Source organism: Enterococcus sp. AZ149 (assembly GCF_051714285.1).
GTDB lineage: Bacteria > Bacillota > Bacilli > Lactobacillales > Enterococcaceae > Enterococcus_D > Enterococcus_D entomosocium.
Genome location: NZ_JBIORO010000001.1, coordinates 3,307,787 through 3,325,320 on the forward strand (window position 1 = coordinate 3,307,787; position 17,534 = coordinate 3,325,320).

The following is a 17,534-nucleotide window of genomic DNA, read 5'->3' on the forward strand; positions in this document are numbered from 1 at the left end:
TAAATACACCTACTTATTATTTTACAACCAGTTTACCATTTGAAATAGTCGTCGTCACGCTCGCATTAGAAGTCATTGTTCCAATCTTGTGTTTGAAGTTACAGATAGCTCTTGATGAATTGCTACTCAAAGAACTTGAAGTAATACTCCCTTGATAAGTGGTCATATTTAAATTAGTTGCAGCTGTAAATTGTTTGTTCGAGTTGACAGTCACATTGTACGATACTAACCAATTACCCGTGCTTTTTTTCGAGACTTTGTATGTCCCTTTACCTACCCTAGTACCGGATGAAATATTTTCAATCATTAGTTCAATAGTTTCTCCCGAGTCATCTATATACGATGACTCGCTTCTAATAGTTGTTGAATCAAGGTCAAATACTAACTCCTCATTTTCGTGCGCAAGTCCCGTTGCTGGAAAAAAAAGAATACCTACTCCTAATATAAATAACGTAAATATTTTTTTCATTTCGTTCTCCTATTCTAAATTTTTCTCTTAGTATACATTGTAATAATGGTATTTATAAGTATCGTTCTATTTACACTACGTAAACTTCAGGTTTACATCCCTTCGTAAACCTGAAATGTAAACAGATTAGTCCTTTAAAGTAAATAGATATGTGTCATTATGAAAATGTAAATGGAAAAGGAGTGTGAATGATGAGAAAGAGAATATTTAAAAATAAAAAAACACCATTATTATTTGCCATACTTTCAACAGTTGCATTATCCATAATTATTTTTTTAGTTTTGCCCGGCCTCTTATTAACTAATCCTAAGTCCGAAGAAACTCAAACTATTGTTTTCGAAAACACCATAAGTTATGGATTACGTGATAGTAATGGTCAGATAGTTGATGTAGGTACACAAATAAACCAAAGTGGCTCATCTTCATTTTCAGGGGATCTTGAAATTATCCAAGATATGGAGGGACAATACCTTTATTACTTAAACATATTAAAGGACTTGCATGAAATTCCCTATGAAGTTAATGGAGAAGAAGTTACTTCGGCAAACATATTTTCATTGACCAATAAACAGAAAATAAATATAGACCTTTCAATAGACAATATTTCTGAGGGAAACGAACTAATGATTTTACTTTTTAAATATCCGAAATCGAACGACTCGATGACCTTAGAAAGAAGTTTAGAATACTCAGTTATGGGACTAAGATTCAATTTGACTAACAACAGTACCTATCCTCAGTCCATTAAATTTCTTAATGATAATGATACGAACGATTACAACGCCAGAATTTCAATGGTAAATGTTCAATCTTCAAATGAAGCGATCCTCGAACTTGAAAAAAGATCTAATGACAGTGTGGAGCTTCTTTTGGGACAAACTAGTAATGAGAACAGCAGACACTCAATTCTTCCCTTTATAAATGGCTCTCTCATAGAAAAAAATGAACTGCCTCCAAACACCGTGTATGAAATCTCTGATAATAAATTGTATAGGATTCCGATTAAAATTCCCGTCACAAAAAAAGAAAACAGTATTTTTCAATTAGTTGATGTTCTGTCGCCATATCAAATGGACGATGGGATATATTCTATTACTGAAATTGATTTCTCAAATCCTGTACTCATAAAAAATAGTAAGTAGGTGGAAAAATATGAAAAAAACAGCAAATCTCGTAAATAACTTAATTTTCGCATATTTCGTATATTGTATATACGTCATAATCTCGCCAATAGTTGTTCCGTTTATTTTCCAGTTATTGTTAGCAAAAGAGGTTCCTCTGGATACAGTAAATCACAGTTTCTCTTTCGTGAAAGCAGTATTATTTATTGTTTTCATCTTGAAGGGTAACTTTGAAAATAAAAAGAAAGAAGGTCATCACAATGAAAAAAGCACTATATAAAATGGGGGTACTGGGTCTCTTACCACTTACAACACTACCAGGTTTTGCATACGCCTCTGAAGAAGGTGGAAATATTCAAGAAGATCCAATTTTAGAAGAAATAGTCATCTCGAATAGTGATTCTAGCTCCATGACAGATGGGGTTTCACGGTCTTCCATCAAATGTACTACGACTGCTACAATCCATTACACACTCGCTCCAATAAGTGCAGCGTCCTCTGCAACTGGAGAAGCGGCTAAAATGATGGACAGTATCTTTGTACGATCACGGCTCTACAATTCAAACGGTGTACTGAAAAATGATAAGTCTTCTACTAAAACAAAAACAGCGTATAATTCTGTTAAAACAAATCATGCCCCAGTAAGTGTGTCAAAAAACTATACCTATGCAAATTCAACATTTAAGAAATCAGGTTATTCAACGGTCACTCATGAAGTTAGAGCGAATCAGTAAAGGAGAATCAATAATGAAAAGAAAAATTATACTTTTTACATTCTTGCTAAGCATCTTAGGATTCAATGTCTCGACGACAGCCCTTGCAAGCGAACAAGGAAATCTACTTGAAGTTGTTGACTCAAACGAAGCAACAATGTCGAATGCACTCACACGCTCTTCTATTTCAGTAAAAGGAAATCTATCAAAATCTAATCTAGTTTTTGTGGCTACTTCAACTGCTAGTCAAACACAAGATTCTATCTGGTCGAAATGTGAGTCTTATACATCTGGAAAAAAACTCATAAACAGCGATCAGAATACAGTAAAAAATAGCAAATATGGAAGCGCACAAGCAACGTTTGGTATACTGCACACTAGCCCTAAATCTTTAGGGTATCATCAGTTTAAAAAATCAGGCTACAACACTGTAACATTAACAACAAAATATAATTGGTAAAATGAGAATGCTTTTAATTCAATCACTGAATTAAAAGCATTTTTTGTGAGTATGGAAAATAAGAAATTCTATTTTCAAACTATATCTGTATAGTTACTTACAATAAAAAATAACCATCACTATGAGCAAGGTATCAAATACTATTAAGTATCTGACCACATCCAAGGTTTGTCCAAATACTCATAAATCTAAATTTTCATTGAACAATGATTTAGTTACGAGTTTATGAACACAAAAATAGTGTGACACATATAAATTATTGTATCTAAAAAGAGTGTCCAGAAATTCGTCACTTTCTTAACACTCTTTGTCGAAAAATTAAGAAGATCAAAAGCTATTAAATTTCTGCCCATCACATAGCTGTTAAAAAAATCATGAACTGAAATTCTTATAAACACCTTTTTTAATTGTTGTTTTTTGTATATCTTTTCAGATGTTTTGCTGTGTATGAATCTTCTAACGTTAATAAGTCTATTGGGTACCCTTGAAACAATACTTTACCTCCAAAGTTCCCCCCGCCAGGTCCCATTTCGATAAGCCATTGAGCCTGACTAATTATTTTGAGATTGTGCTCTAGAACAATCAATGTATTTCCTTTTTGCAAAAGTTTATTTAACAATAATAACAACTTGTCAATATCCGCCTCATGAAGGCCGGTAGATGGTTCATCTAATATTAGACAGTTAGAAGTATCTTGAGCAATTATTTTTGCTATCTTTAAACGCTGAAGTTCTCCACCAGAAAATGTATCTAGCGACTGCCCCAACTTCATATACTCTAGATGAACATCCATGAGAATTTGCATCGTTCTGATCAATAAGCGATCATCAAACAAATCTACTGCTTTTCGAACTGATAATTGTAAAATATCGTAAATAGTGAAACCATGCCATAAAATAGATAAGGCTTCATCGTTATATCTTTTTCCTCGGCATTTCTCACAAACTTGCTCTGCATCCCCCATAAAAGCCAAATCCATTTTTATCACTCCTTTGCCTTTGCACAGAGGACATGCTCCTTTACCGTTATAGCTGAAAAGAGAGGCACTTTTACCAGAACATTGCGCGTAGATGCTCCGAATTTTATCAAAGACATTTAGATACGTGAGAACATTTGAGCGAATGTTGCCATTTATCTGACTCTGGTCTAATATACTTGCTTCAGGATATTTTTTTTTAAAAAGATAGCGAATGAGTGTGCTCTTCCCAGAACCAGCGACTCCGGTTACAACCGTTAATGCTTGTTTTGGCAACACCACAGAAGCGTTTACAACATTGTGCAAACTAACCTCATTTAATTCGTAATAGGAAGAAAATTGTTGTCTTTGTGTATTAACGTTCAACTGATCTGCCAACGCTCTTCCAGTGATGGTGTTCGACTTCAGTAGTTCATCATAGGTTCCTTCAAAGGTGATTTTTCCACCGCTATCCCCGGATCCTGGACCGATCTCAATGATATGGTCTGCAATTTGTATAATATCCGGATCATGGTCAACAAGAACAACAGTATTTCCTTTATCTTTTAACCCCCTAATTATCTTTGCTATTTTTTGAATATCTTCTGGATGGAGTCCAATACTAGGCTCATCAAAAATGTATAGAATATCACTAAGTGCACTGTTAAGATGTTTAACCATTTTTATTCTTTGAGATTCTCCACCAGATAATGTTGCTGTTGGACGGTTAAGAAACAAATAGCCTAGGCCAACCTCCTCCAAACTCTGTAGTTTCTTACTTAAATCTTTCAAAATCACCTGAACAGCAGAAGAATGAATCTCTTTAATAAATTTGTTTAGTTCAGGAATAGGCATCCTCACACAGTCTGCGATCGATTTTCCATTTATCTTTGCAGAGCGAACGAGTTTACTTACTCTAGTGCCTTGACAATTGGGACATTCTTTCACTTGCAGAATGTGATTTAATGGTGCACTATATTGCGTGCTTTCTTTTTCGATAAAATTTTTGGTAATTCTGGGAATGATCCCTTCATAACGTGCAGTTTTTGGCCATTTATTCGTAGGATTACTTGGAGTGCTGCCGAGATCATTTAGTAAACGGTCCAATTCTTCTGCTAGGTAATCTTTAATTTTTTTATTGTTATCGAAATTACCAGATTCTGTATACCTAGACAGGCGCCATCCTCCCGGTTGAAAAGTAGGAAATTGAATAGCTCCCTCTGATAAAGATTTGTCAAAATCGATTAACTTATCGACATCAATCTCTTTGACCTCACCTAATCCCTTACAAACTTCACACATGCCCTTGGGATTATTAAACGAATAATTCATAGAATATCCAATAAAAGGGGTTGCAACCCTCGAGAATAGCAGCCTTAAACTTGAATATATATCTGTTACAGTTCCAACTGTGGAACGTGCATTTCCTCCTAGTTTCTTCTGATTAATCACAATAGACACTGGTAGATTTTCTATTTTATCAACGATTGGTTGAGAATAGTGAGGTAGTAGCTGTTGGATATAACTCGAATAGGTCTCGTTTAGTAATCGTTGGGATTCAGCTGCTAAGGTATCAAATACCAAAGAAGATTTTCCCGAGCCTGAAACACCTGTTACGACAGTTACTTGATACTTAGAAAGTTTCAAAGAAAGATTTTTTAAATTGTTTGTTTTAGCTCCTTCGATAGAAATGAGATCATTCATCATACCTCAGCCTTTCCGTTTTAAGCGCTTCTAAATATTTCTTTGCTAGTTCAGCGAACTGCTCTTTTTCCTTCCGATTAAAAACTGCATTTGCGATTTCAGATAAGTGCGTATGTCCATTATCAATAGTTGTTAATAAATGACTTCCCTCTATTGTCAAAAAAGTGAGTAGTTCTCGACCATCTGCATCATTGGGTTTCTGTTGAATATAATTCATTAATTTTAGCTCTTTTAACGCCTTTGAAAGTTTTGTCCTACTAATTCCTAGCAAAACACTCATTTTTGACGGGCGCATCTCAGTTTCAGAATTTAGAATATTTAAAATATCATATTGAAGCCAACTAATTGTTTTAGGATTTAGTCTGGTTCTTTCCGCCACCAATTCACATTGTAAGTTTACTAATACCTCTTCTAAATTATTCATTGAAAACTTCCCCTCAAATTGATTTCTATTTGGAAACTATATCATTTGGGAAATCAGATGTCAAATAGGTAGTCTATCCATCTGGCGCTTATCATTGTTGTGCGTTGATTCCTGCTTAGTCAAGCAGCCTCTTTCGTAGAAAAACGACAAGTTATTGGAATGGCTAAAAAGGAGTCATGATCCAATGAATTTCTGACACTGGAAAACTTAATTATCGGAAATTCATCGGCCCAAACTAAAAATAGAGTACTCAGAAAATAGATATTTCCAAGCACTCTATGTATTAAAATTCTTTCTTTCACTATCAAAGCAAATGATTTAACTCAAACGATCAATTTGAGCAGGACATGCGTACTTGAATTCATTTGTTCAACAGGTTTCCCTCGTTAACCATGGCTGCTTTTCTTAGTGTATGATTCTAAACTAAATTCAGTTTCTTCATAAGGAACATCTTCCGCATATATGCGATTGTATCGCTGCTTAAATTTTCGAAACCCAAACACCACTAACACTTTCACGATTGCATAAAGTGGTATACCGAAAATCAACCCAAACATGCCGAAAAGTTCACCCATTATCCATAGCACAAAAATAATTGTTACTGGATGGATCACCATATGTTTTCCCATGACCTGAGGTTCGATCAGCTCCCCATTTAATAATTGAACAACGATCCAGACAATGCACAACTGAATGAACATCGTAGGAGACGTCATGATTGCAATGATTGCACAAGGGAAAAAGGCGACAACCGGTCCGATATAAGGAACGATAGCTGTTGCGCCAACAAGAAATGCTAAGCTTCCAGAAAAAGGCATGTCGATAATTAAGAAGCCAATAAAAGTCAATGTTCCTATGATCACACAAACGACTAGTTGGCCCTTTAGATAGGCGCCCACCTGATTTTCCATTGTCCGAATGATTTCTTTGACTTCATGACGTAATCTAGGGGGGAAGATACCTAAAGAATACTCTACAAATTGACGGTCATTTTTCAATAAAAAGAACGTGATGATCGGCACTGTCAATAACAACAATAGGACATGGGTAATCGTTGAAAACACTTGTGAAGCACCGAAAATAATATTGCCCAGATATACGCCCACATTATTAGAAACTTGATTTATCCAATTCGCCAGAACCTCGAGTCCCTCATGATATGCTTGTTCATATCTAGTATTTTGTATAAAAGTTTCTATTACTCGTTCAGCTTCAATCAAATAATTTGGGAAGTTTTCGATCAATCGTTCAAATTGTTGGATAAGTAACGGCAGTGCGAGGGCAGTTGACAAGATGAAGGCAGCAGTAAGTGTGCATAATGTAATAATAATACTCAGTACTTTTGAAAGTCCTAGCCCTACCAAAAACTTTACAACTGGTTTAAGTACAAAATATAAAACGAGCGTCATAGTTAACGGAGGAAGAACCACCTGAAATACTTTAACTACTGGCTCAATCAAAAAGGTAAGATTTTTGAACAGCAATAGTGTTGCGCCACCTATAAACAGGACCGCTAAGATGTATAAGAGTGTAGCCCCACCCAACATTTGTATCACTTTATGTTTCTTTTTCATTTCTTCTCCCCGTTCTTTCATTATCTAAATCAATCTTCTTTTCTTGTAAAGATTAGCTCACCCCAAATGGACCTTTTCATTCACTAATCTCCCCCACTTGAGGATTCGATGCGATTTGAAATGAAGACAACTTTTATTTAATAATCTTACCATAATTAGTCATAAAAATACCTCTAAGCTATATCTCTAGCCTAGAGGTGTTTTTCAGATTGATTAATGAGCTATCTTCTCTATATTATTTGACAAACTCCCTTTATTATTTTAGTATTTTCAGAACTTTTTATAATCATTCACAATAAATAAATTTTAATTATCAATGAAAAATCAGCCTCCAAAAAAATTATACCGTTAGCTTAAATGAACATAATAAAAAGAGCCTAATCAAAAATGAAAAACAGGTGAAACATTAATGAATCAAGAACTTTAAAGTTTGCAATTCCTTAAATGAATTATTCTTATATTTAGCGACTCCTATTTTATCTAGACATAGATTTCATTGTAGGTTTCTATACACAATATCGAATAGTATTATTAGAAATTTGATTCAAAAAGAGTGTCCAGAAACGATCATTTTCTGAACACTCTTTCTTCCTCTTATCGATTACTTCTTTTACGTTTTTTAATTGCTACAAATACGAGTGTGACTAACAAAGCTCCGACACTACTTAAAATCAGTTGTCCTTTAATCTGTTGTCCAGTTTTTGGTAAATGATTATTTGAATTACCATTGTTCTTAGGATTATGCGCTTTAGTGTTATATACGTACACCACTTCTTGTCCTGTATCACTGAAGGTGCCTGAAGCATTATCTGGGGTTTCTACTACATACCACCCTGGGATCTCTTTGGCTTCGCTTGTATATGGTAACCCTACTTTTCCGCTTAATACCGTTGGGTCTGCCAACTGATTCCCTTCGGAATCTTGATATTTCACCGTGACTGGTGCTGCATCGCTGCGTTCGTACACGTACACCACTTCTTGCCCTGTATCACTGAAGGTGCCGGAAGCATTATCTGGGGTTTCTACTACATACCACCCTGGGATTTCTTTGGCTTCGCTTGTATATGGTAACCCTACTTTTCCGCTTAATACCGTTGGGTCTGCCAACTGATTCCCTTCGGAATCTTGATATTTCACCGTGACTGGTGCTGCATCGCTGCGTTCATATACGTACACCACTTCTTGCGCTGTGTCACTGAAGGTGCCTGAAGTATTTGTCGGTGTTTGTGCTACATACCACCCTGGGATCTCTTTGGCTTCGCTTGTATATGGTAACCCTACTTTTCCGCTTAATACCGTTGGGTCTGCCAACTGATTCCCTTCGGAATCTTGATATTTCACCGTGACTGGTGCTGCATCGCTGCGTTCATATACGTACACCACTTCTTGCGCTGTGTCGCTAAACGTGCCTGAAGTATTTGTCGGTGTTTGTGCTACATACCACCCTGAGATCTCTTTGGCTTCGCTTGTATATGGTAACCCTACTTTTCCGCTTAATACCGTTGGGTCTGCCAACTGATTTCCTTCGGAATCTTGATATTTCACTGTGACTGGTGCTGCATCGCTGCGTTCATATACGTACACCACTTCTTGCGCTGTGTCACTGAAGGTGCCTGAAGCATTATCTGGGGTTTCTACTACATACCACCCTGGGATCTCTTTGGCTTCGCTTGTATATGGTAACCCTACTTTTCCGCTTAATACCGTTGGATCTGCCAACTGATTCCCTTCGGAATCTTGATATTTCACCGTGACTGGTGCTGCATCGCTGCGTTCATATACGTACACCACTTCTTGCCCTGTATCACTGAAGGTGCCTGAAGCATTATCTGGGGTTTCTACCACGTACCAACTAGGGATCTCTTTGGCTTCACTTGTGTATGGTAACCCTACTTTTCCGCTTAATACCGTTGGGTCTGCCAACTGATTCCCTTCGGAATCTTGATATTTCACTGTGACTGGTGCTGCATCGCTGCGTTCATATACGTACACCACTTCTTGCGCTGTATCACTGAAGGTGCCGGAAGCATTATCTGGGGTTTCTACTACATACCACCCTGGGATTTCTTTGGCTTCGCTTGTATATGGTAACCCTACTTTTCCGCTTAATACCGTTGGGTCTGCCAACTGATTCCCTTCGGAATCTTGATATTTCACTGTGACTGGTGCTGCATCGCTGCGTTCATATACGTACACCACTTCTTGCGCTGTGTCACTGAAGGTGCCTGAAGCATTATCTGGGGTTTCTACTACATACCACCCTGGGATCTCTTTGGCTTCGATTGTATATGGTAACCCTACTTTTCCGCTTAATACCGTTGGGTCTGCCAACTGATTCCCTTCGGAATCTTGATATTTCACCGTGACTGGTGCTGCATCGCTGCGTTCATATACGTACACCACTTCTTGCGCTGTATCACTGAAGGTTCCCGTCGGATTACCTTGAACTTCTTTTATAGTATACCCGTCTATTTCTAACTTATACTCTGGCGTTGTTGCATCAAAAGATTCACCAATATTACCGCTAATTTTTTGAGAAGGCTTCAATTCATTCCCTTCAGTATCAATATAACTCACCGTAACATCTGCAGCGGATTCTTGATGATTGATCGAAAATTGGTGCAAATAGGTTCCTGAAGAAATGGCGTAAAAACTATATCCATCTGGTTGAGCATAGGATCCGGCAGGATTATTCAGTCGTGCGTTATACTCCATTGTTTCGATACTTTCAAATTCACTTTGAGTAACCCCAGATACAGTAATCCCATCTTCTGTAATACTTAATCTTGAGGAGGGTACCTGTACACCATTCAAATCAAAGTACGTCTGACTAGTACTATTCGATTTTGTAAAAGGAGGCTGATATCCATCAAAATTTGTTAAACGATTAGGCATAATGGAAAATGGAACAAAAAATGATTGATTATCGGGATCGTAATTTAACTCTTTTGCAGATAATGAAGTAATCGCATCATTTCTTCCTGTGTTTTGGCCATAAGCAGCTAAGTTTGATAATTTGGGAAACTCATTTATCACAGTAAAATCTGTCACGCCACAGAACTGTATTCTTAATTCTGTTAGATTTGGTAATGCAACCAGAGGTGCAATTGTCGTAATATTCATATTGGACTCGAAACTTAGCGACTCTAGTCCTTTCATATTAACTATTTTTGAAAATACAGCATCGGTTACATTTGCGGAACTAAGATTTAATCTAGTTAAATTGGCACCAAAGTTTGGTACATTATCATCCGTTACATTAGCACCCATCAAATATACATAAACTAAGTTATTTAACGAAGTGAGAACGGAAAAGTCAGTAACCTGATTTTGGCCGCTCATATAAAATGATGATAGATTTGTTGCATATTCCAAGCCTGTCAAATCAGCAATAGCGGAATCTGCAGCGTAGATATAGAGAGTCTGAAGTTTGCTCATCTGTTCCTTCGTGATTTCGGACACATCTATACCTAAAGATTTAGCAACTACGGATTGTAGTGCTGGATCCGGAAGCCAAGCTGCAAAATCTTCTTGATCATTATTTACTGCGACCTCAGATGGATTTGCAGAACTTTGACTTGTCGTCTCATTTTCAACTTGGCTATTCCCCTGATCTTCGCCAGAATATTTTGCGTTGTTAGAAGAGCTTTGCGTTGTTGTTTCTTCCGTGGATTCATTATTATCTTCTGTCGAAGTATCAGAAGATTCACTTTGCGTTGTTGAAGAATCCAGCGTTGTAATCGAATTACTCATATTTTCAGATTCTTCATTAGTTGCTTGTGCTACACTTTCTTGTTGCTCATCTGATCGAACATTCACAATGGGAACAAAAAAAGAAGGTACTATTAAACTTGCCAAAGATATGTAGGAAAAAATTTTCTTTTTCATCTGCCAACTCCATCGTGGTATTTTTTTAACCACCTATTTTTATATCTCATCTATTGTAGTAATAATGTATTCTATAGTAAATACTTTTCAAGCAAGGACAGAGTTCCTTCAACCAAAAATAATCATTATTTTTATAAGATACTTGGTATTATGTAATAATAGTTCCTCTTTGTTTTTTAACAACCCCAGAACAAAATTTAAAGAATGAAAGTTTCTATCTTTGTTAAATGATAGTTAGTGAAAGTCTTCCCGATGTGGACCAAACGTCGAAGAGATGCCCAGATTCATGATAAGATAGATCATTTCTGCATTACCTTTGACCAATTCTGCTTTTCCCGTGTCATAGTTGGTAAGTGCATAGGATTCAATAAGCACGTTTAGCTTCTCGCAATTTTTCACGTCTGTCCTCTATCGTTCGGTTAGAAATTTTATTACGTCTTCATAGGATTCCATACCTGACTTCAAAATATATTATAAAAGACTACTTTTCCTTGATTCTTTTTCCAGATCACTTTATTTTAAAAATTAGTGAATGGCTAGTTACATCATTCAATTTATATCCACATAATTCTTTATTGTAGTATGGATAATCTTGTTCTACTATTTTTAACACTTCTTCGTCTGAAAAATCAAAATCTTCAATAGTGATAATGAGTTCTCGTAATAATACTAACTTAGAATCTATTCCCATAATTATTGGAATATCAATCCAAAAATTCGCGGACGTTAATGCTTCTATCAATTCTTTTAATTTTTGAACTTGATTTTCAATATAATTTTTTATCAACGGATGTGCTTTTAACTGCTTTTCTTCAAATTGAAATTCTTTGATATATTCAGATAGATTACTGATTTCGATCATAATTTTCGTCCTTTCCAAAATGAAATCAATACTATAAGCCGGTTTCATTTATTGTTTTTCCCTAGATGAAAGCCTCTGAAAGAAGATGCTTCCTTTACAGGTGAACAATGACCTATTTGAAAATTAAAAGAAAAACGCAAGTTGTTTGTTGCGCTGAACTATACACATTAAAGTTGGTTTGAGGTCTAGTTTTTAAAAAGCAATCGTCCTCTTAATAAATAACTGATATTTCACTCGTTATCCAAATGCCAAGTACTATAAGATCTATAATCTAAGTGGATTGGAAGAACCTTTAAGTATTTGTAAATTTTTATTTATCCTTAGGTAAGAAAGCTCAATTCAATGACAATGCTTTTTTTATAGAAAATGAGTTTCTTTATTCATTTCCTACTACAGCTTATTAATTCCCCTTGAATCTATACCTCATTAATACTACCCTTCGCTTTATTTCAAAATACGAATTTGTTGATTTTTTAAACCTTCAAAATCAACAGTTGGTGATTTATACAAAATAGAAGAATTGCGTTTTTACTTTCATAATGTCCTGACTGATTAGTTGATAGAATTAAAATAATGCATTACTATTCTTTTAAATAGAGTTGAAGAATATGGTCTATTTGTTTATAGTATTTTAGAAAGTTAAGATTACTTTAATCAAATTTCAAAGTCGAAGATGATGTGTTCTACTACTTATATATCTCTATAAGTTACAAAAAAGAGGAGGAATTGTTATCTCAAATAAAAAAAGAACGATAACGGAAATTGCTAATCTATTCAATATTGAACCTTCAACTATACGGTTTTGGGAAAAAAAACAACTAATTTCGTTGAGTAGAGACGAAGAGAATAACTACAGATATTTTGATGCTCATTCTATATTACAGTTAGTTGATATTACTTTTTTTAGAAACTTAGAAATTCCCATTACCGATCTAACCCTTCATTTAAATGGTGATTTGGATCAAAGAAACCAAATATTAAACAATACTCTTATTACCGTTGACAACTGGATCAAACAATTAAATGCTGTATCAAAAGTACTTAATACAAGAATAAAGGATATTGCTCATATCAATCATTGTTTAAACGGAGAGAAAAACCTAAATCTAGAGTTTCCTTTTTCGAAATTTGAACCTCTTGATCTTTACAAAAAAGAACACATTTCTTCTTTATTAAATAATCCAACAAATTTTTTATTATTATTTACTGGAGATCATTTTGATACCATAACAGAAGAAATTGGCATTATAGACATTCCCAATAACACTATTCCTAAAGATCTCCTTGCGGAATCAAGTGAAATATACTTTGGTGGGGCGTTAACTGTTGATAGATACGACTATAGTGAAAATAACTTGAATCAGTTATTGGATGATATACAAGATTCTGCCGATTACTCCAGTGTAGTCGCACAGTACATCGTCGGAGGTTTAGAAAATAATCGGCCTATTGACTACTACTTTTTTTGGCTTCTGTAACTGATCATTATCTATGAAAACAATCAAAGCAGAGGGATTAAAATGAACATTTTCTAAGTAATCATTCCCAAAGTTTCATCATGTATGTAGTATTATTTATCGTAGGAATGATTTCCTAAACACTACACTTTTGCAATCTATTATTTCTCGATTATCAAGATATTCCTTTATAAAATGATGTTAAAACTACTACGTTACTTTAATTGCTTATTATTAAGATATTAAGGTACTATATGTTTCTATTATATTTTTTCATATTGTTAAACACCAAAACATATAGTACCAAAAAAAATCAACTTGTCTTTTCTTTCTTTTTTATTAACCAAACTATTAAGATTACGCTGCCTCCCAAAAAGCTCATTGAAGAAATTACTCCTCCTGTTTGTGGCAGACTCTTCTGAATATCTATTTCTGATGGTTGACTATCTAATTCATTTTGTTCAGAACTTACTGTCTCTTCTCTCTGATAAAATTGTACCCCCGCTTGATTCTCATAAGTAGATGCTTCTACGCTTGGCAAAGAATTTGAATAATTCATATAAAGAGAAATTATACTGAAAAAGAGTACGATTAGTATTTTCTTCATTCGCTTCCTCCCAACGTAGGATCACCCACTAGTTCCCAAGTGATCACTGAGCGATACGTCCCATCATCCACTGGCGTATTCGCCGGCAATCTCAATTGAACGCCTGTCAAAGATCCATTCATTACTTCCCCAATTTGAATCTCTGTTGTACCGTGTTCTCCTTCATATAATTCATTGGGATTGCTCATTGCCCCAACTAACTTCGGAGTGTGGCTCAATACAATGTCTTTTGACGGAACCGTTAACCCCGTATGGACCGTTTCTTGGACACTTAAATCTTTGAGTATCATCGTTGCCCCAGTCAACACTTGCTTTTCTGAATTCACAAATGGACTAGCAGAAACAAAAATGGACCATTGCGTAGTATTGCTGTAATCATCAATCGTAATGGTTGGTGCGTGTTCACCCTTGGCCGCTACCTCTTGATGGCGGCTTGATTGCTCAATGATTCCAAAATTAAAATTTCCATTCGTTACATTAGCCAGCTCCAACCGACCTGGTTCAACCGTAAAAGGCACTTCATAATCACGTAGAATAAATTTCCCAGTACTCAAACGTTCTTCAACACGAATAATTCCGACTACTTGTCCGATTTTGGATGTATCGGGATATTCTTGAAAACCGCTAATCGAGACATGACTGGTGTCAGAAAGATCTAAATATTTTGATATGTTTGCCTCCAATTCTTTTTCAGACATTCCTAACTGAATAGTGGTAGGATTTGGGTGTGCTCGATCAAATGTCAATAGGCTGTATCCATTACTTGTCAATTCAAAATATGCACGATTATTCAAGCTATTTACTCTTTCAGATTCAGAATGGGGGGCGTCATATTTTCTGAGTCGTGTAGGTTCACGATGATAGACTTCGACAATATCGCCAACTTTAGCATTTGTCTCCCCAAAACCGTTCCCAAAGTCAGAAACAGCTGAAGCAATCGTTTGAGTTCCTCTTACATCATACGAATAGGTCAACGTATCAGTGCCTATGACACGCCGCGTGTTATCACCTAAATCATGTATGCTAAAGTTATAATAAATACCAGAAAAATTGTTGTGTACATTTCCTGTCGTGCTTGTCGTTCCTCTTCGAGCAGTGATAATTCCAATGTCGGAATGCCAAGTGTAGATCCCAGCACTATAGTCATTAAACCCACTGAATCTTATGGCGTTTCCGAAAGTAACTGTAATTGGTATCTCGAGTATTAATTGTTGACTAGTTCTGTTATGGTTTAATACTACAGAAGCACTGGTTGTTGTTCCGACAATACTCGTATCTGGAGATTTATTTATATTAAGGGTATACTCATCACTTGATAACAAGCCTCCATTAAGCGAAACATTGGTTATGGCCTGGGTAAGCTGACTTTCCGTCAATCGACCACCTAAATCAATTGTTTGAGGCACAACTTCTGCTGTCAATGCACTCTTCGCATAAACATAGGTCACTTCGATGACTCTTCCTAAAATATAGTTTCCAGAAGCTTCACCTCTGATTTCTAGAAGATAAAATTCGTCCAAATTTAAAGCCTCTGTTGTATATTCCGCCCCTGGCATCCCAAGATTTGACTCAGCATCACCTATCTCCTTTCCAGACTCATCAATATGAGTTACATTGAGTATTCCCCCCAAGGCCATTAAACGTGTACTGGATGTCACATCCGGTTCTCTTCTAACCGTATCGCCACGCATATTTACGACAAATATTCCGAAAGTAAGTTCCCCAAAATCGAAATATCCTCCTAAACCGTCAAAGATAATATCTACAGGCGCATGTTTATTAACAAAACCAAAAATTTCAAGAGTAATCCAACCATTTCCTGGAGAACTATCTGCTCTCGTTCGAAAATCTACATAATCAGACCTAATGTCCGTAAAAAAGGCAGCACTGATATCATTTCCATGCGCATCAACCGCTCGAACACTAAATCTTGAAAACTGATTACTGATTCCATAAACACGTGCCACATTGTACGCTCCGGGATTCACTCCGTTAAACGCAGTCGTAAGTTCCATATTAATAGTAGCGATTAGAATTGGTTCATCTATGTGCCAATCACTTATTGTGCTAGTGACAATGCTAGTTAATCTTTGATTTCTTTGCAATTGATCTTCAATAACTCCCTCGACAGTATCTTCAATTGATGACTCTTCCAGATTTTTTGCACTTGTTTGATCAGAGGATCCATCTGATTCTGTCTCCGATTCTTCTCCCTGCTGCTCCTGATTATTACTAGTTTCTTGGATCTCTTCTTCGTAATCAGATTCACTCGTAGACTCTTCGATCACAGTGGCCACAACGATCGCGGGAAATAAAAAATGAGTTGATAGAACTAGGCTCAACACAAAAACAAGTAAGACTTTTTTCATTGGACTATCCCTTTCTCTTTGGTTTCTGTACTGGAGAATAGGGGACATCCCCTTATTCTCCAAATGCGTTTGTTGGATCCGCGACCAACTCCCAAACTAGTGCAGTTGAGTAAGCCGTATCATTTTTTGTGGTATTGGCTGGAATACGTAAGACAACGCCATCAGTCTGTCCTTCTGCATTCGCATTCCCCAGAGCTAGTGTCCATGCACCGGCACCCTGTGAAGCATTGGCGGTTGCCAAAGTTTGTGCGGCTTCTCCTAATACAATCTCGTTTTGATTCGCAATGGGCGTAGCTGATGTGGGATTCACATAACGCAGACCACTCAAGGTGATCGTTGCTCCTTGCAGCTCATGTCCGCTTGCATCACTCAATTGTTTAGGCTGTGAAACTTGCAGCTCCCAGCCTAATCGATCACTCCCACGACGATCTTCTGTTGCGACAAATGGTACCCGTCCTTCTTCTGATGTACCAGAAAATATATGGTCCAATCGTGCCTCTTGAACGATTTCACTTGAAATATTCGGAATCTTACCAAAATCAAAGTTTGAAACATAATTGATTCTTAGTCGGCCTGGGTGGGGGTTAACTGGTACTTCAGGATCTACTTCTTCTCCTGGATTTTCTGGATCTGGAATCACCGGATTAGATGAATCATTTTCTAAAATAATCACCGTTCCCTCTGTCCTTGCGTTCGTCGCATCCTCATACTCTACTTCTGCTGCCTGACTAATTAATGTACCTAGTCCCATACTTCCCGCTAAAAGTGCTGCTGCTATTGTGATTGTTGTTTTCTTCATTGTTCATCCTCCAATTTTTTTGTTTTTTCTTTGTTTTGTTCGTACGTGTTGCTTTCTTATTCTCCTTTATTCTCAATTGATTTAGTATTTTTCCCCTTCCGGTTTCAGCTGGATGAACACTATAAACCAGCA

14 protein-coding genes are annotated in these 17,534 nt (G+C 36.4%); 4 read left to right on the forward strand and 10 right to left on the reverse strand.

Going from position 1 to position 17,534, the window contains the following annotated elements; genetic code table 11:
* Positions 1 to 16: 16 nt before the first annotated feature.
* Complete coding sequence (locus IGI94_RS15380) at positions 17 to 469, reverse strand: DUF5626 family protein (protein ID WP_086372435.1); 453 nt, start codon at positions 467 to 469, stop codon at positions 17 to 19.
* 191 nt (positions 470 to 660) lie between these two features.
* Between IGI94_RS15380 and IGI94_RS15385 the strand changes: the two genes are divergently transcribed.
* The 3 genes from IGI94_RS15385 (at position 661) to IGI94_RS15395 (ending at position 2,763) form a co-directional block, all read left to right on the forward strand.
* Entirely contained in the window at positions 661 to 1,611 is a 951-nt protein-coding gene (locus tag IGI94_RS15385; protein WP_086332761.1) for a hypothetical protein, read from the forward strand.
* Between the two features lie 239 nt (positions 1,612 to 1,850).
* Entirely contained in the window at positions 1,851 to 2,324 is a 474-nt protein-coding gene (locus IGI94_RS15390; RefSeq protein ID WP_086298851.1) for a hypothetical protein, read from the forward strand.
* 13 nt (positions 2,325 to 2,337) lie between these two features.
* Complete coding sequence (locus IGI94_RS15395; protein WP_086372436.1) at positions 2,338 to 2,763, forward strand: hypothetical protein; 426 nt, start codon at positions 2,338 to 2,340, stop codon at positions 2,761 to 2,763.
* 403 nt (positions 2,764 to 3,166) lie between these two features.
* Here IGI94_RS15395 and IGI94_RS15400 read toward each other — a convergent pair whose 3' ends face one another.
* From IGI94_RS15400 to IGI94_RS15425, 6 genes are all read right to left on the reverse strand, one after another.
* Entirely contained in the window at positions 3,167 to 5,422 is a 2,256-nt protein-coding gene (locus tag IGI94_RS15400) for an ATP-binding cassette domain-containing protein (RefSeq protein ID WP_086372947.1), read from the reverse strand.
* Entirely contained in the window at positions 5,415 to 5,846 is a 432-nt protein-coding gene (locus IGI94_RS15405; protein ID WP_016612169.1) for a MarR family winged helix-turn-helix transcriptional regulator, read from the reverse strand. The genes IGI94_RS15400 and IGI94_RS15405 overlap by 8 nt, the downstream gene beginning before the upstream one ends.
* A gap of 386 nt (positions 5,847 to 6,232) precedes the next feature.
* Positions 6,233 to 7,420, reverse strand: a complete 1,188-nt coding sequence (locus IGI94_RS15410) for an AI-2E family transporter (RefSeq protein ID WP_034872249.1) — start codon at positions 7,418 to 7,420, stop codon at positions 6,233 to 6,235.
* A 594-nt stretch (positions 7,421 to 8,014) separates the two neighbouring features.
* Positions 8,015 to 11,308 carry a MucBP domain-containing protein gene (locus IGI94_RS15415; protein ID WP_438899932.1) on the reverse strand — a complete coding sequence of 1,098 codons (3,294 nt, stop codon included), beginning with the start codon at positions 11,306 to 11,308 and terminating at the stop codon, positions 8,015 to 8,017.
* Between the two features lie 234 nt (positions 11,309 to 11,542).
* Positions 11,543 to 11,707, reverse strand: coding sequence for an N-acetylmuramoyl-L-alanine amidase (locus IGI94_RS15420; protein WP_223347136.1), 165 nt, complete (start codon positions 11,705 to 11,707; stop codon positions 11,543 to 11,545).
* 109 nt (positions 11,708 to 11,816) lie between these two features.
* Complete coding sequence (locus IGI94_RS15425; RefSeq protein ID WP_008381652.1) at positions 11,817 to 12,170, reverse strand: DUF7006 family protein; 354 nt, start codon at positions 12,168 to 12,170, stop codon at positions 11,817 to 11,819.
* Between the two features lie 761 nt (positions 12,171 to 12,931).
* Between IGI94_RS15425 and IGI94_RS15430 the strand changes: the two genes are divergently transcribed.
* Complete coding sequence (locus IGI94_RS15430) at positions 12,932 to 13,648, forward strand: MerR family transcriptional regulator (protein ID WP_086372438.1); 717 nt, start codon at positions 12,932 to 12,934, stop codon at positions 13,646 to 13,648.
* Between the two features lie 292 nt (positions 13,649 to 13,940).
* On the opposite strand, the gene IGI94_RS15435 is transcribed toward IGI94_RS15430, so the two are convergent.
* From IGI94_RS15435 to IGI94_RS15445, 3 genes are read right to left on the reverse strand one after another with little or no spacing between them, the layout of a single operon-like run.
* Complete coding sequence (locus tag IGI94_RS15435) at positions 13,941 to 14,234, reverse strand: LPXTG cell wall anchor domain-containing protein (protein ID WP_016612618.1); 294 nt, start codon at positions 14,232 to 14,234, stop codon at positions 13,941 to 13,943.
* Complete coding sequence (locus IGI94_RS15440) at positions 14,231 to 16,603, reverse strand: WxL domain-containing protein (protein WP_223347137.1); 2,373 nt, start codon at positions 16,601 to 16,603, stop codon at positions 14,231 to 14,233. The genes IGI94_RS15435 and IGI94_RS15440 overlap by 4 nt, the downstream gene beginning before the upstream one ends.
* A gap of 52 nt (positions 16,604 to 16,655) precedes the next feature.
* Entirely contained in the window at positions 16,656 to 17,402 is a 747-nt protein-coding gene (locus IGI94_RS15445; RefSeq protein WP_438899933.1) for a WxL domain-containing protein, read from the reverse strand.
* Positions 17,403 to 17,534 lie beyond the last annotated feature (132 nt).

Bases quoted from the DNA above. Each gene is read 5' to 3' on its own strand.
- IGI94_RS15380 (WP_086372435.1), bottom strand. From the start codon at position 469: ATGAAAAAAATATTTACGTTATTTATATTAGGAGTAGGTATTCTTTTT.
- IGI94_RS15385 (WP_086332761.1), top strand. From the start codon at position 661: ATGAGAAAGAGAATATTTAAAAATAAAAAAACACCATTATTATTTGCC.
- IGI94_RS15390 (WP_086298851.1), top strand. From the start codon at position 1,851: ATGAAAAAAGCACTATATAAAATGGGGGTACTGGGTCTCTTACCACTT.
- IGI94_RS15395 (WP_086372436.1), top strand. From the start codon at position 2,338: ATGAAAAGAAAAATTATACTTTTTACATTCTTGCTAAGCATCTTAGGA.
- IGI94_RS15400 (WP_086372947.1), bottom strand. From the start codon at position 5,422: ATGAATGATCTCATTTCTATCGAAGGAGCTAAAACAAACAATTTAAAA.
- IGI94_RS15405 (WP_016612169.1), bottom strand. From the start codon at position 5,846: ATGAATAATTTAGAAGAGGTATTAGTAAACTTACAATGTGAATTGGTG.
- IGI94_RS15410 (WP_034872249.1), bottom strand. From the start codon at position 7,420: ATGAAAAAGAAACATAAAGTGATACAAATGTTGGGTGGGGCTACACTC.
- IGI94_RS15415 (WP_438899932.1), bottom strand. From the start codon at position 11,308: ATGAAAAAGAAAATTTTTTCCTACATATCTTTGGCAAGTTTAATAGTA.
- IGI94_RS15425 (WP_008381652.1), bottom strand. From the start codon at position 12,170: ATGATCGAAATCAGTAATCTATCTGAATATATCAAAGAATTTCAATTT.
- IGI94_RS15435 (WP_016612618.1), bottom strand. From the start codon at position 14,234: ATGAAGAAAATACTAATCGTACTCTTTTTCAGTATAATTTCTCTTTAT.
- IGI94_RS15440 (WP_223347137.1), bottom strand. From the start codon at position 16,603: ATGAAAAAAGTCTTACTTGTTTTTGTGTTGAGCCTAGTTCTATCAACT.
- IGI94_RS15445 (WP_438899933.1), bottom strand. From the start codon at position 17,402: ATGAAGAAAACAACAATCACAATAGCAGCAGCACTTTTAGCGGGAAGT.